This window comes from Methyloglobulus sp. (assembly GCF_046714055.1).
Lineage (GTDB): Bacteria > Pseudomonadota > Gammaproteobacteria > Methylococcales > Methylomonadaceae > Methyloglobulus.
Map to the genome: position 1 here is coordinate 1 of NZ_JBKKBJ010000259.1, position 15,332 is coordinate 15,332.

The 15,332-nt window shown below is 48.4% G+C and carries 8 protein-coding genes and 2 pseudogenes; 9 read left to right on the forward strand and 1 reads right to left on the reverse strand.

Features of this window, described 5'->3' with window-relative positions; all coding sequences use genetic code 11:
- Positions 1-68 precede the first annotated feature (68 nt).
- A pseudogene (locus ACLQ6D_RS15435) lies at positions 69-813 on the forward strand (IS5 family transposase).
- A 211-nt stretch (positions 814-1,024) separates the two neighbouring features.
- Here ACLQ6D_RS15435 and ACLQ6D_RS15440 read toward each other — a convergent pair.
- Positions 1,025-2,425: a mannose-1-phosphate guanylyltransferase/mannose-6-phosphate isomerase gene (locus tag ACLQ6D_RS15440; protein ID WP_411728205.1), complete on the reverse strand. Its 1,401-nt coding sequence runs from the start codon at positions 2,423-2,425 to the stop codon at positions 1,025-1,027.
- A gap of 497 nt (positions 2,426-2,922) precedes the next feature.
- Between ACLQ6D_RS15440 and ACLQ6D_RS15445 the strand changes: the two genes are divergently transcribed.
- The 8 genes and pseudogenes from ACLQ6D_RS15445 to ACLQ6D_RS15480 all read left to right on the forward strand — a co-directional run bounded on the left by ACLQ6D_RS15445 (position 2,923) and on the right by ACLQ6D_RS15480 (position 15,095).
- Positions 2,923-4,530, forward strand: a complete 1,608-nt coding sequence (locus ACLQ6D_RS15445; protein WP_411728206.1) for a SulP family inorganic anion transporter — start codon at positions 2,923-2,925, stop codon at positions 4,528-4,530.
- Between the two features lie 405 nt (positions 4,531-4,935).
- Positions 4,936-6,402, forward strand: coding sequence for a complex I subunit 4 family protein (locus ACLQ6D_RS15450; RefSeq protein ID WP_411728207.1), 1,467 nt, complete (start codon positions 4,936-4,938; stop codon positions 6,400-6,402).
- A gap of 9 nt (positions 6,403-6,411) precedes the next feature.
- Positions 6,412-9,732: a DUF2309 domain-containing protein gene (locus ACLQ6D_RS15455; protein WP_411728208.1), complete on the forward strand. Its 3,321-nt coding sequence runs from the start codon at positions 6,412-6,414 to the stop codon at positions 9,730-9,732.
- A 90-nt stretch (positions 9,733-9,822) separates the two neighbouring features.
- Positions 9,823-9,975: pseudogene (locus ACLQ6D_RS15460) on the forward strand (endonuclease domain-containing protein); the annotation flags it as partial.
- Between the two features lie 138 nt (positions 9,976-10,113).
- Positions 10,114-10,290 (forward strand): DUF559 domain-containing protein, encoded by a 177-nt coding sequence (locus ACLQ6D_RS15465; protein ID WP_411728209.1) that lies wholly within the window; start codon positions 10,114-10,116, stop codon positions 10,288-10,290.
- A gap of 103 nt (positions 10,291-10,393) precedes the next feature.
- On the forward strand, positions 10,394-11,971 hold the full coding sequence (locus ACLQ6D_RS15470) for a proton-conducting transporter membrane subunit (protein WP_411728210.1): 1,578 nt from the start codon (positions 10,394-10,396) through the stop codon (positions 11,969-11,971).
- Positions 11,972-12,021: 50 nt separating this feature from the next.
- Positions 12,022-13,551: a complex I subunit 4 family protein gene (locus ACLQ6D_RS15475; RefSeq protein WP_411728211.1), complete on the forward strand. Its 1,530-nt coding sequence runs from the start codon at positions 12,022-12,024 to the stop codon at positions 13,549-13,551.
- Entirely contained in the window at positions 13,551-15,095 is a 1,545-nt protein-coding gene (locus tag ACLQ6D_RS15480) for a complex I subunit 4 family protein (RefSeq protein WP_411728212.1), read from the forward strand. Before ACLQ6D_RS15475 ends, ACLQ6D_RS15480 begins: the two co-directional genes overlap by 1 nt.
- The last annotated feature ends 237 nt before the right edge of the window (positions 15,096-15,332 follow it).

The following is a 15,332-nucleotide window of genomic DNA, read 5'->3' on the forward strand; positions in this document are numbered from 1 at the left end:
CTGTTCTCAATTAAGTTTAACAAATAGCCTGATGTTATTGTATTATATTTAAATTTCTAACAGGGCTTATGCCCAGGACTATTTTAAGGGATGACCAATGGGAACGCGTCCAAGACCTATTGCCAGGCAAGCCCGGCGATTGTGGGGTGACGGCATCCAATAACCGCCTGTTTATTGAGGCCGTATTATGGATAGCAGGCACCGGTTCACCTTGTCGTGGCCTGCCCAGCCATTTTGGGCATGGGCACCGGTGTATGTGCGCTATAACCGTTGGGGGCGCAAGGGCACGTGGACGAAACTATTGGCTGCCGTGGCCGACGGCCCTGACCTGGAGTGTTTGATGGTTGATGGCAGCGTCGTCCGTGTCCATCAATGGTGCGGCAAAAAAACGGCAACAGGACGGAGCGATGGGCAAGTCACGGGGCGGGCTAAGCACTAAATACACGCTGCCGTCGATGCGTTGGGCAACCCGGCCCGTTTGCCGCCCACGGCGGGGCAGGTTTCCGAATGCACACAGGCAAGCGTTGACCGAAGGCTTTAAGGCGGACTTTGTGTTGGCCGACAAAGGCTATGCCCCGGATACGTTTGTGGACACCATCAAGAACAACCATGCCGTCCCTGTTATCCCACCCAAAAGCAACAGGAAAATAGCCAGGGATTATGACAAAACCCTTTATTAAGGGGCGTAACTTGGTCGAACGCCTGTTCCAAAAATTGAAGAACTTCCGCCGCACCGCAACCCGCTATGAGCGGTTGGCGCGTAATTATCGGGCGATGCTCAGCTTAGCCGCCACTGCTATTTGGCTTAATTGAGAACGCTGCCTAAAAACCCTGCAAACGGGGTAGCCCCATCCGGCTGATAGAATCTAGAAGCCAGGAATGGCTTTGCTAAGTACACATCCATGTGCCCTGGATCGCGGCGACCATCCATGGATGGAGGAGGTGCGGAAGAGGGGATGGAATCCTCGTCGCCAATCTATGCCGATATGACGTTGTCTTTATTAACGATTACGACTGGACGAAATTAAACTCTTCCAAAGCTATCGCCAAAACGCACGATGTCATCTTCGCCCAAGTAACTGCCTGATTGAATTTCAATGATTTCCAAAGGGATAACGCCGGGATTTTCGAGCCTATGCACTGTACCCAAAGGAATGTAGGTGGATTCATTTTCAGTAAGCAAGATTTGTTCATCGCCCCGGGTAACCAGCGCGGTGCCTTTGACCACAACCCAATGCTCGGCACGATGATGGTGTTTTTGCAGAGACAGTTTGGCGCCAGGTTTGACGACTATCCGCCTAGTTTGGTGGCGATCCCCGGTATCGACCGAATCAGAATGTCCCCAAGGCCGGTAGACTTTTCTATGGACTTGGGCTTCACTACGGTCAAGCTGTTTGAGCTGATCTACGATCTGTTTGACCTCCTGTACCCGGTCTTTAGAGGCAATCATGACGGCATCTTTGGTTTCAATGACGACCATATCTTCGACACCAATGACCGTAACCAGTTTGTTTTCCGAGAAGATATAGGAATTCTTGGTGTCAACGGTCAATACGTCGCCACTAATTGCGTTACCGAAAGCATCCTTATCGGTCACATCCCATAATGCAGACCAGGAGCCGACATTATTCCAACCCGCAGCTAGAGGGACAACAACCGCTTTGTCGGTTTTTTCCATTACCGCATAATCAATGGAATCGGCAGGGCTGGTGGAAAAAATAGTTTTGTCTAACCGTATAAAATCCAGGTCGGTTTTAGCCGCACTCAGGGCTTGCTTGCAGGCCGACAATATCTCTGGGTTGAATTTTTCCAGTTCTTTCAGGAAATTTCCGGCGGTAAATGCAAACATACCGCTGTTCCATAAATAGTCACCACTTTTTAAATAATTTTTTGCTGTGGCTAAATCGGGTTTTTCAACAAATGCCGCCACTTTAAAAGAACTGCCTTGTTGTGCGGAATCTCGCATGATATAGCCATAACTGGTTTCAGGATGGGTAGGCACTATGCCAAAAGTGACCAGATAACCCTGCCTGGCTAATATCTCCGCTTCAACAATGGCCGAGTGAAAAGGCTCAATATTTGTGATGACGTGATCGGCAGGCAATACTAGTAAGATCTCATCCTCAGATTCTGCCGATAATGCAGCAACTGCAACAGCGGGGGCAGTATTTTTACCGACGGGTTCCAGAATAATGGCGGCGGGCTTTACCCCGATTTCCCACAGTTGCTCTGCCATCATGAACCGGTGATCTTCATTACATACCGAAATCGGACTTTTTAACCCGCCCAGCCCAGAAAGCCTGAGCATTGTTTCCTGCAGCATGGTGTGTTCAGATGTTAAGGGCAGAAATTGCTTGGGGTGCTGTCCTCGGGATAAAGGCCAGAGCCTGGTTCCCGAACCGCCACATAAAATAACCGGAGTCATAGTGTTTCCTATTCATGGTTGAAAGTTGCAGCTAGTATTATTTGAGAAATAACTTACGGGCGTATGTTACGGTAACTACACGTTGGGAGGGAAGTCATAAAATCAGAAGAAAAAACGCAGATGCTTGACGGAGTTTACAATGCTTTGCCGGGCAAGAGCGAAATAATTGCCTTATCATCTGATCAATGCCGTTAAGTAAAGCAGTTGAGTGCCTTCTCCATTGAGTGAGAAGGCTAGGTTCTGTTGACATTTTGCACGGCAATGCTAAGATTTTCAGTCATGATGTATTTGCTTTGGTGGTCTGCTGGTTTTCATCATTACTGCTGTTCATGGTTTTTTTCAGGAAGCAGTTCAAGTAATCAAGGTCGTGACTTCTCTGGAACCCGTGTTATAGTTTTTATGTCCATGTACGGAAAGATAAGAATATTTTCAGTTGCCATTATAATTTTGATTCAATATTCTATTTTAGACACGGCCCACTGATATCGGAGCTAAACATGATACATAAAGCGCACTATTATTTTCACCATGTCAAGGAAGATGTGCCGGCTGGGATTGTCGTGTTCCTGGTCGCGTTGCCGCTCTGTTTGGGGATTGCGCTGGCATCGGGGGCGCCCTTATTTTCCGGCTTGATTGCGGGTCTGGTGGGTGGCTTGGTGGTGTCTTGGCTAAGCGGATCGCAACTGAGCGTGAGCGGCCCCGCAGCCGGCCTTACTGTGATTGTCTTCAATGCCATACAAGCATTAGGCAGTTTTCAGGCGTTTCTGGTTGCTTGCGTCCTGGCGGGTATCCTGCAATTGGCGTTGGGCTTTCTAAAAGCCGGGGTGATTGGCGCATTTTTCCCTTCTGCGGTCATTAAGGGCATGTTGGCGGCTATCGGCTTGATCCTCATCATCAAGCAGATCCCCCACGCCGTCGGGTATGACCTCAGCTTTGAGGGTGACGAAAGCTACATGAAAGAAACAGCAGAATCGAGCTTTTTTGAACTGTTTGATTCCCTACACGCTATCTCGCTTGGTGCTGCTGTTATCAGCGCTGTCGGTTTGTTGATCTTGATCGTGTGGGAATTGCCCTGGTTTAAGACGCAAGCGCTGTTAAAATTGATACCCGGCCCTTTGGTCACGGTCGTGTGGGGCGTCTGTTTCAACGAGTTTGCTGCGAAATTTGCCCCTGAATGGCAAGTGAATCCAAGCCATCTTGTGAACTTGCCGGTATCGGAGCAGCCTAGCGATTTTTTTAATCATCTAGTGTTTCCAGACTTCAGTTGTCTAAGCAATCCTCATGTGTACGTTGTCGCCGTCACCATCGCGATTATCGCCAGCCTGGAAACCTTGTTAAGCCTTGAGGCTGTCGATAAGCTCGATCCATTAAAACGTTTGACGCCCACTAACCGCGAGCTTAAGGCACAAGGCATGGGCAATATTATCAGCGGCCTTTTAGGCGGCTTGCCGATAACGGCGGTTATTGTCCGTAGTTCTGCAAACATCAATGCGGGCGGCAAAACCAGCCTGTCTTGTTTTGTCCATGGCGTTTTCTTGTTAATCAGTGTCTTGTTTTTTGCGCGTTTCCTGAATGCTATTCCTTTGGCCTGTTTGGCGGCCATTCTGTTGCATACGGGTTATAAACTGGCAAAGCCTTCTATGTTTAGGGACTATTACCACAAAGGGTTGAGCCAGCTAGTGCCGTTCGTCATTACCATCGGTGCTATTTTAGCGACTGACTTGTTAAAAGGCATGGCAATCGGTATGGCGATCGGTTTGTTTTTCGTGATTAAGGCGAATTATCATGCGGCCATTACTTTGACCAAGACCCTAACCAAATCGGGTAACCATTACCTGATAACGCTGAATAAGGATGTTTCTTTTTTGAATAAGGCCTTGCTGAGAAAATTTATCTTGCTGGTCGAAGAAAATAGCAATGTCACGATTGACGCGCAAAAGGCACAGTTCATTGACCACGACATCCTGGAAACGATTGATGATTTTCTGGCATCCGCGCCAGATAACAACATTCGTGTCGAGACGCTTGATTTATATGGGAAGGAAAAGATTAAAGAGCATCAAGAGTTGGTCATATTGGAGGAGACCGCCCCCGTCTCCCGCTGAAGCTAAGTGAAAGCGAGCTTCAAAAAGTGTTTGGGGAAAGGGGATTTTCCCGTTAAAACTTCCTGGTAAGAAGATGTGGTGAAAAAAGCGAAATCGTAGGTTAAGGCAAGCGGTAATTTCCACGGTATCAGGTAAGGATTTTTTTCTTCCAGAGATGAATTGGTTCAAATACACCCATGCTTTTGGTTTATTTAAGCCATTTGTTGGTTGAGAGTCAGACTCAAACGAGACAACAGGGTGTCGTCTTTCGAGATAAATAAGGCTATACAGCAGATCTTAATATTTTGGCATGTATGTTGCTTGGTTAGTGATTGGCTCTGCTGCCCTAGAAAGTAGGTCTATGAGCGAGTACAATAACCCAATATCCATAGTAAATAGCTCGAACTAATTCAAAAACTGTAAGTTATGGGAATTCTCAGCGTTCTACTTTGGACTCCCGCTGTTGGGGCGTTGATAGTGGCTTTCATCCCCGGCCAACATGCCCAGGCCATTCGTTGGGTGGCAAATTTATTCACCACACTCGCTTTTTTGATGAGCTGTGGCGTAATTGCTGCTTACGATCAGCAAAATGCGGGATTGCAATTAAACGAATTTTTTCCGCTCAATCCCAAGTTAGGCAACGCCTATGCATTAGGCGTTGATGGTTTGTCAGCGCCATTACTGGTGTTGGCGACCTTGCTTACCTCTGTTGCCCTATTGGCTTCTGTTAACCTGTCTAGCCGGATTAAAGGTTACAATATTTGCATCTTGTTGCTTGAATTCGGCATGTTAGGGGTGTTCCTGTCCCAGGATTGGTTGGTCTTTTTTATTTTTTGGGAGCTGACTTTAACCCCCTTATTTTTCCTGATTGACCGATGGGGTGGCAAGCGGAAACATGCCGCTAGCCTTAACTTCGTCTTGTATACCATGGGTGGGGCGGTCTTTATGCAGCTTAGTTTGCTGACCGTTTTACAGTATGTGCCGGATCACGTCTCCTTGATGAGCGCCATGAGCCAAGCAGCCTTACAGATGCCAAAGGCTCAGCAAGTGCTGGTTTTGCTTGGGTTCTTAATCGGTTTCGGCGTTAAAATGCCGATCTTTCCCTTGCATGGCTGGTTGCCGCTTGCCCACGTCGAAGCGCCCAGTCCGGTCAGTATCCTGTTGTCGGGTATCCTTTTAAAAATGGGCGCTTACGGCTTAATCCGGGCGGTGACGATGGTGCCGGAAGCCGCGCACACGCTACAGCCCTTACTGGTGTTCCTGGCGCTGTTCGGGATGATCTACGGCGGCCTGTTGGCTTGGCGGCAAACCGACCTTAAGGCGATGGTGGCTTATTCGTCAGTGAGCCACATGGGTATCGTGTTGCTGGGCATATCCGCACTCAATGAGACAGGCATGACAGGGGCAGTTTTACAGATGACGGCGCATGGATTGATTGCCGGTGCGATGTTTCTTCTGGTCGGTTTGTTGTATGAACGTACCCATACCCGTGACCTACAGGATTACAGTTCCCTGGTTCAGGTGATGCCGCGTTTTGCAGTATTTATGACCTTGACTTTATTTGCGGCGATGGGTCTACCCGGTTCTGTGGGCTTTATCGCTGAACTCCATACCTTGATTGGCGGTTTTCAACAATGGGGTTGGTTGATGGTATTTTTTAGCTTGAGCATCTTGATTAGCGCCGCGTATGCCATACGCACCATTACCCTGTTATTCACTGGGCCCGTGCGCCCACAACTGCAACATATCGCAGATCTGCGGTCTTATGAACTGCTGGCTGCCGGAATCCTGGTGTCAAGTATCGTATTGTTCGGCCTGTTACCTGCGCCGTTGATTGAACTCTCGGCGGCAACCATTGCACAGTTACATCAATTGATAAGCGGTGGGGTTTGATTGGTAGCCATGTCGGGATTGCATCAAGCATTTGATAACAACACGTTAAGTGATCGCGAGCTTATTGCCAGGGCATTGGCCCATTTAGACCACGTCTTGCCCGCGCAAGCGCCCATACAGGATTTCGTCCATCACAACACCTTGCATGGCTATCAACACCTGCCATTTGAAGAGGCACTTGCGGAGTCAGAAAAACTGACGGGCATATCTGCCTATCTTCCAGAAGCCCAGAATCGTACTTTTTATCAGCAGGGACGGATTGACGATAGCGATTTGACGGTAGCCCTCACCCAAAATCCGAAGTTACAGTCCGAACAAGTCGTCTGCAAGCTGGAAGACAAGGTAATCAAGCGCAAGGACATCTACCACATTGCCCTGTTGTTTGATCTACAGGCTATCAGCGTGAGCCAGCTAAATTGGCAGATTGAAGAACTGGATGCGCTGGATACAGTCCAAGCCGATGTGCCTGATGCTGTCCGAAATGAATGGTTAGTGTCGAGTAAGTCCGGCGACAACAGTGCTGAAACTCCAGTCAGGCAGCTTTGGGAAAGTCTCTGCACACAATTAGGACTGAAATCGGCTGCGCTTCATCCAGAAAATATGCTTGACCTGTCGCTGGAACAAACCGAGCATTGGCTGGATGAAACCCGCGACACCGCCTCAATTCACGAGCATACCAGGGGACTTGCGCGTTCAGCTTTACAGCGATATTTTGACGGACTGGGCAATAGCATCAGCCTTCGCGGTTTTGTTCTCGCATTGAGCGGAAAAGATGTATTGGATGCTATCCGTCCGCAGATGATTAGGATGTGCGCCTCGGCTTTGGATGAAGGCGTTGCCGCTTGGCAGTTGCCTGAATGCAGCCAGTTGGGTTTGTACGGAGCGTGGCGCAAAATAGCCCAATATGATACGTATCCATTCCTGCACGAGTTGCCTGACTGGGCGCAAATCATGTCTGAGTTGCCAGAAGATGCAATCGACAACATCATCCTGCAACTGGAATATCTTGAACTGCCACAAGAACAATGGGAAGGATACTTATGTAGACTAGCCCTGGATCTGCCTGGATGGGCGGGGATGATTAACTGGCGGCAACAACATCCCAAGTACTATACGGCAAATAATATGATTCCTAGCTTGGCGGATTATTTGTCAATTCGCCTGACGCTAGATAGGCTTTGGTTGAATCAGGTGTGTAGGGATACCTGGAAGCGCGAGGCCAGATTGAGTGCATTGCGAAGTTATTTCAGCAAGAATTTGTCTGAATTTGTGGTGCGCCAGCATTTCTATCAAGGGATATTGCCTGAATATCTCACGCAACAGGCGGAATCGCTGACCATCCGCGCGGGTTCTGAACGGCAGTGCCGTTCCGACTGGCAGCATCTGGCCGACCTGATTTATACTTGGCAAATTAGCCCAATGGCGGAAAAACAGGAGGAACATGCAGCCAATAATGCCGGTTGGCGGTTGTTCCGGTTATGCCAGCACTTGGGCTTGAATGCCAAACACACCCAACAACTGGGTAAAACTGGATTGCTGGCACTGTTAGCGGTACTGGATGAGTTTAGCCCCACAGAACGCAGCAAAGTCTGGTTAGTCGCTTACGAAAGACATTATCGGCAAGATTTGTTTCAAGCCTTGCGCGCCAACCAGAACCGTGGCCGTTGGGCGAGGCGCGATAGACGGCCTGAAGCACAAATTGTCATGTGTATGGACGAGCGGGAAGAAAGTTTTCGTCGTCATCTGGAAGAACTTAATCCTGCCATTGAAACATTAGGGGCGGCTGGGTTTTTTGGTATTCCGATGAACTTTAAGGGATTAGATGCAACGCATGTGATCCCTTTATGTCCAGTAGTCATAACACCCGTGCACGAAGTCGATGAAATACCGAAACAAGGGCAAGAAAAAATATGGTATTCACATCAAAAAGGGCAACGTTTTTTTCAGCGGTTTAGAAATGTTTTTTACCACACCTTTCGTCATCGGCTGATAGTGTCTTTTGTGGCTTTAAATCTAATTGCCCCATTCGTCTTGTTGGTCACGTTAGGCAAATCATTACTACCGGGCTTAAGTAAGGCGATAACTAAGCGGCTACATCATTTTATTGAGCCATCAGTCGCTACAGAATTACAAATTATCTCTTTAAATACTTCTACGGCTGGTTCGCCTGAATACCCCCGGTTGGGTTTTACAGATAACGAGCAAGTCGAGCGGGTAGGAACATTACTGCGGGCTTTGGGCTTGACCGATGGTTTTGCGCCCATTGTGGCTTTAGCGGGGCATGGCTCGACCAGCAAAAATAACCCACATGAAGCGGCTCATGATTGCGGTGCTTGCGGTGGTCGCCAAGGTGGCCCGAATGCACGGGCATTTGCAGCGATGGCGAATCGTCCAGAAGTTCGTCAGCTGTTAGTCCAGCAAGGTTTAATTATTCCTGATGATTGCTGGTTTGTTGGTATGCAGCACGATACCTGTAGCGATGCGATGAGTTGGTATGATCTGGATACAATGCCTGAGGCGTTACGGGAAAATTTCGGGCGCTTCAGGGAAGCGATCAGCCAAGCACAAGCGTGGTCTGCACATGAGCGTTGTAGGCGGTTTGCTTCGGCTGACAATCCCTCATCACAAAGCCACGCCTTTCAACATGTTACTTTGAGAGCTCATGATTTAAGCCAAGTACGTCCCGAATTTGGACACGCATCCAATGCCGCCGCTGTTATTGGACGACGCGCCATGACCCAAGGCTTATTCCTGGATCGCAGGGTTTTCCTAATTTCCTATGACGCTAGACAAGACCTTGAAGGGAAAATCATCGAATCGATCTTGCTAACAGCTGGCCCAGTCGGCGCTGGTATTAATTTGGAATATTATTTTTCAACAATTGGGAATGATACTTTCGGATGCGGCACTAAAATTCCGCACAATGTAACCGGACTTTTTGGGGTAATGGAAGGAGCGAGCAGCGATTTACGCACAGGCCTTCCTCTGCAAATGGTGGAAATTCATGAGGCTATGAGACTACAAATTCTGGTAGAAGCCAAAACGACCATTCTCGAACAAATCTATGCCCGCCAGGAAAGCCTACGGGAATTGATTGCGGGTGGTTGGATACTCCTGAGTGCGATGGATCCTGATACCGGCGAAATCTTTACTTTTGAACGCGGCGTAGGTTTTGTTCCCTGGCAAGCCGAAGCCAAAGAACTTCCCGTTTTTGCCAAATCACCGGACTGTTATCATAACCAGACCTTACCTGTTCCTCCTGCATTAATACAACAACCCGACATGGCGGGAATTAGGAGTAGTCCTCTCCAAAGGGAGAGGGTTGGGTGAGGGGAAAATGAAATGAAGCTAACCAATACAGCTAGATCGCTAAGGCATAACCAAACCGATGTAGAGCAATTACTTTGACAAAGGTTAAGGAATAGACAAATATTGGAGTTCAAGTTTCGTAGGCAATTCCCAATTGCTCCTTTCATTGTTGATTTTTTCTGTCTTGGATTAAAGTTGATTATAGAGTTAGATAGTTCACAACATTTCCTGATTAGCAAGATGCTTCAGCCGAAAAGGAACTGATTCCCTCTCCCACGGGGAAAGCGTAAAGAGGGGTCGGGCTAGGGTGAGGGGTTCAATAGGGCTTTTTGCTTTTTAGGTCCCCTCATCCCAGCCTTCTCCCGAAGGGAGAAGGGCTACCCGCCCATTGGCTGAAGCATCTTGCTAATCAGGATTAATTTTGACCAAACACAATATGGCAGTGAAAGGAGTATTTATTTTGCACAACGAGGATTTGAAGTGATCCGTTTCTGGAACAATGATGTAAGCAATGATATTGAAGGGGTTTTGGAGAAAATATATTTGGTTATTCAAGTAATTACGGGCAAGAATGACTAGTTTTATTATTTCCCCTCACCCAACCCTCTCCCTTTGGAGAGGGCTTTTCTTGGCGCTAATAAAATCTGTGCTTAGGTTTGCACTGATTTTTGTCCCTTGAGCCTTGAACCTTAATTATATGGATGCCCTAGTCGTTTTAATCCCGCTCATGCCTGTTCTTGCCGCTGTTGTCATCGGCATTGGACACCTTTTTGGGGCCATCAAAGGCGAAGCCAGTGAGACGTTCACTGCACTCACCGCCACCTGGACTATCAGTATGTCGTGCTTATTGGCGCTGGCATTATTGGGCGCGGATATGCTGCACAGAAATAATGGCACATTTACGGTTGGCTTGTGGCTGAAAAGTGATAACCTGGATATTTCCCTTAATTTCATTACAACAGGTTTCAACGTTAAGTTGGCTGCTTTGTTTGCCGTGCTTTTGATGGTTATCACGCGGTTTTCGATCAATTATATGCACCGGGAAGCAGGGTTTCACCGCTTCTTTTTTATCCTCAGCCTATTTTCTTCGGCTATGTTGTTGTTGGTATTGTCGGGCAATATTTTAGGTACTTTTGTGGGTTGGGAGATTGCCGGACTGTGTTCTTACCTGTTAATCGCTTACGCTTATGACCGTCCAGTGGCGGTTGCCAATGCAACTCGGGTATTCGTCACCAACCGGATTGGCGATGTCGGGTTTGTGCTGGGCATTGGCCTAAGTTATATGTGGGCCGGGAGTGTTAACTGGTCAGGCCTGAATGCGGCGGCGACTGAACTAACTAAGGGCGAAGTTACGGCTATCGCTTTTTGCTTTGTTGTCGCGGCCTTGGCAAAATCAGCGCAACTGCCTTTTTCGCCCTGGCTGGCACGCGCCATGGAAGGCCCCACGCCCTCTAGCGCCGCATTTTATGGCGCCGTGATGGTACATGCGGGTGTCTATCTGATAATCCTGCTTGAGCCGCTAATCAGGCAAACTCCACTGGTAACGGCTTTGCTCATCTTCTCAGGCTCAACAACAGTCTTATACAGTTATTTTTCCGGCTTAACGCAGACCGATGTCAAAAGTTCGCTGGTGTTTGCAACCACCGGGCAATTGGGCTTGATGTTCCTGGAGTGTGGCCTGGGTTTTTGCCAGTTAGCTGCTTGGCATCTTTGCGCCCATGCCGTCGTCCGGTGTTATTTGCTGCTGGTAGCGCCATCGTTTATGCACAACGTAAAGGATATTCCGATCAAGCCTGTTGCCTGGGTATTGGCAAACAATCGGTGGTTGTTTATAGCATCCTTACAGCGCTTCTGGGTAGAGCAGATAACTGACTGGGCACTGGTAAAACCTGTCCGACGATTGGCGCATGATCTTAGTTATTTTGACGACAGGATTGTTGATCGGTTGATGGGCATTCCTGCACCCACTATGAATGCGGCCTCCACCCTTGCACAACTGGAAGAGCGTAGTTTGGGTGCCAGACTGGATAATGGCAGCAGCACATTTACCAGCGGGACAGGTTTGGCAAGCCTGTTGGCGGGCTGGACGGCGGGTTTGGTGCATTGGTTTGAAGATCGTTTGGTGTTGCAGGGCGTTAGTAAAGATGCACTTCATTTGGGACGGGGAATAGGGCATCTTACCAATAAATTTGAGGTCACCGTGCTCAGGCCAAGGTATCTTGTGCTATTGGTCTTTATCACCTTGTTGGTGGCGTTTTAAGGCTTATGGTTACATCGGTATCGCTTTGGTCAGAATCAGTCGGATTTCCTTTGTTGACAACACTGACGATTATCCCTGTGGCTGCCATGTTTGCCGTCCTGACTTCGCGTTCGGTAGTCATGACCATGCGTTTAGGTTATGCGGCTACCTTACTGAATGCTGCGCTCAGCTTTTATTTGCTGAGCGTGTTTGACAACGATAAGCCTGGTGTTCAATTAGCCGAACAAGCCAGTTGGTTAGGGCTGAGTTATAGCGTCGGTGTCGATGGCCTGAACATCCTGTTCTTCCCGTTAATCACCTGTTTAGCCTTGCTGGTGCTAGTTTATGTCTCCGCTACCCGCTTATCGGGGAACAGCAAATTGGTCGCGGGTATCCTCGCCTATGAAGCCATACTCATAGGCGCGTTTTCTGCGTTGAATGTCTTGCAATTCTGGATATTAACTGTATTGGAGCTGGTGACGGTTATTGCGTTAACGACAGAATCGGCACTAGACCAAAAAAAACGGCATCTCATCATCACTTTAGTGCAATTTTTTGGTAGTAGCCTGTTCCTGACTTTGTGCGGTTTTTTGTTGCTGGCATTCGGTTTGATTGACTCGGAACATGATTTGACTTTCGACCTGTTGACCCTCAAAAACAATAATGCTTATTTGCACGATGAGACGTTGATTTTTATCCTGCTGTTTTATGGTTTTGCCATTCGTATGCCTTTGTTTCCTTTTCATGGCTGGTTGCCGCTGTTGGTCGAACAGGGTGGGCTTACGGGGATCGTTGTCTTTATAGTGGGCTTAAAACTGGGTGTTTATGCCACAGTCCGGTTTATTTTTCCGCTGGTTCCCGGCGTTGCTGAACAATGGGCAGGATTTGTCTTGTTGCTCTGCCTTATCAGCATTTTTTACGGTGCGTTGTTAGCGTTTATGCAAAACAATATTTACCGCTTACTGGCATTTGCAACGATTAGCCACACAGGTGTATTGGTTCTTGGTATTTTTAGTTTCAACGAGCATGGCCTGGAGGGTGCTTTATTATTGTCGTTAGTTTACGGGCTGGCATCGGTAGGGATGATTTTCAGCATCAGCCTGATTAACGAGCAAACCCGAACTGTCATGATTCCACGCCTTGGCAACCTGTTTGACAGCCATGCCACATTGGCTTTGTTGTTCCTGATCACTGCGCTGAGTACCCTGATTATGCCCGGTTCATTAGGGTTCGATGCCGGGCATTTGCTTGTTGAAGGCGTTATCGACGAACATGAATGGGGTGTTGCTGTCACGATCCTGATCGGCAACGTATTGGCTGCCGGTTTCCTGCTTTGGGCATTTCAGCGGATATTCCTGGCCAAATCCAAACGCCACATCGCCTATCTGCGAAATAGCAAAACCCATTTCCAGGAGCGGTTCATCGCGATTGTCATTTGCGGCCTTCATATCGGCACAGGCTTGAATTCAATGCCCTTATTTAATCTGATAGATAAGGACGTTATTGACCTAGTCAGCCAGTATCCGATGCACAGCACCCAGCAATATGAAGAAGGGCCACCTGTTAATAATGATTCAGGCGAAGACAAGGATGCCCACTAGTGAGCGTTGCGAATTTTCCCCTACTCAGTTTGCTTATTGTCCTGCCTTTGCTGGGCGCGATAGCGACCGGGCTTGCAGGAGATAAAGACCGAGCCAGAAAAATTGCGGCCTCCGTCGCCGTCATTGAATTGCTGGGGTCACTGCTGGCCTTGTATTGGTTTAATGCCGATGACGGTGGGCAGTTTCAACTGGTCGAACGTCATGCCTGGATAGCTAGCCTGAATGTTGAATATCTGCTGGGCATAGACGGTATTTCCGTGCTTTTCCTACCCATGTCAGCCTTCCTCACACTCATGGCGATAGGGGCGTCATGGAATTCCATACAGCATTTGGAGCCGTTCCATTACGCCCTGTTGCTGGCGCTGGAAGGGCTTACCATTGGTGTTTTTACCGCTTTGGATATGGTGTTGTTCTTCCTGTTTTGGGAGCTTACCTTGCCGCCCATTTTCTTTTTGATCGGCTTATGGGGTATTGGCCCGCACCGACGTGTTGCAGCCGTCAAGTACACCTTGTTCATGTTATTTGGCGGTGCGGCATTATTGATTGCCATTGTTATCTTGGCGCTAAATACAGATTTGCCAGCAGATGGTGTTGGAACAAAATTGGTTTTTAGCCTGCCTGTCCTGCTCGAAAAACCCTTGCCGGATGAATTGCAAGGCACGGTATTTTTATTATTGCTGCTGGCGTTTGCCGTCAAAACCCCGTTGATCCCTTTCCATACTTGGATGCCTACCGCCACTATGGAGGGTTCACCGCAAGTTGCAGCCCTATTGACCGGATTGAAACTGGGCGCTTTTGGCATTATCCGCTTTACCATGCCCTTAGCGCCTTCTGCAGCCGTTGAATACAGTTGGATACTCGGAGTCCTGGGCGCTATCACCCTCATTTATGGCGCATTGATCGCCCTGTACCAGAGCAATCTGCGGCGCCTGTTGGCGTATGCCAGCGTCAGCCATGTAGGCTTGGTGATTGTTGGTATCGCCGCATTGAATATGCAGGGCATACAAGGCGCTATTTTTCAGTTGTTCAACTTTACGCTGGTGGCCGGCTCGCTGATGTTGATTGCCGGTTTTATCCATCACCGCCTGGGCAGTACGGACTGTGTCCATTTGGGCGGTTTGGCTAAGGTCATGCCAAAATTGACTTGTTTCTATTTCGTATTTGCCTTGGCAAGTATTGGCGTGCCAGGCACCAGCGGTTTTCCGGCGGAATTATTGCTGATTATCAGCGCGTTGGCGGCACATCCCAGTCTTGGCATCGCAGCGCTCGCCGCTGCCGTACTGGGCGCGGCCTACATGCTGGACTACACGCGCAGGGCGTTTTTTGGCCCGATTATTCACCAAACCGTTTGGCAATTACAGGATTTGCGCCGCCGTGAACTGCTCCTGTTGTGCGCGCCTGCGCTGCTGGTCCTGGTATTCGGATTGTTTCCCAATATTATTTTACAGGTACATGAAAAAACAGCTGAAGCGTGGTTGTCGCGGATATTGGAACAACCGGTTATAGAAAGTAATGAGATTGCTGGAACGGATATAATGGACTAATTGTAAAACCCCAAACTTAATTAAGCATCGTAATGGGATAATGGCCCTGGCCCTCAGGCAGAGCTTGAATATTATTGGCTTCGATTATGGCGGATTGCCTAATGGCGAATCCGCCTTGTATGATCAAATTTAATGAATATTGCCAAGGAGATCAAGTAAGCTTTAACCGTTCATTGGGAGGCCGTATCCGCCTGAGGACTGACAACTGTCAGAGCCTGTCCGTAAGATTGGCCCCCG

Bases quoted from the DNA above. Each gene is read 5' to 3' on its own strand.
- ACLQ6D_RS15445 (WP_411728206.1), top strand. From the start codon at position 2,923: ATGATACATAAAGCGCACTATTATTTTCACCATGTCAAGGAAGATGTG.
- ACLQ6D_RS15440 (WP_411728205.1), bottom strand. From the start codon at position 2,425: ATGACTCCGGTTATTTTATGTGGCGGTTCGGGAACCAGGCTCTGGCCT.
- ACLQ6D_RS15450 (WP_411728207.1), top strand. From the start codon at position 4,936: ATGGGAATTCTCAGCGTTCTACTTTGGACTCCCGCTGTTGGGGCGTTG.
- ACLQ6D_RS15455 (WP_411728208.1), top strand. From the start codon at position 6,412: ATGTCGGGATTGCATCAAGCATTTGATAACAACACGTTAAGTGATCGC.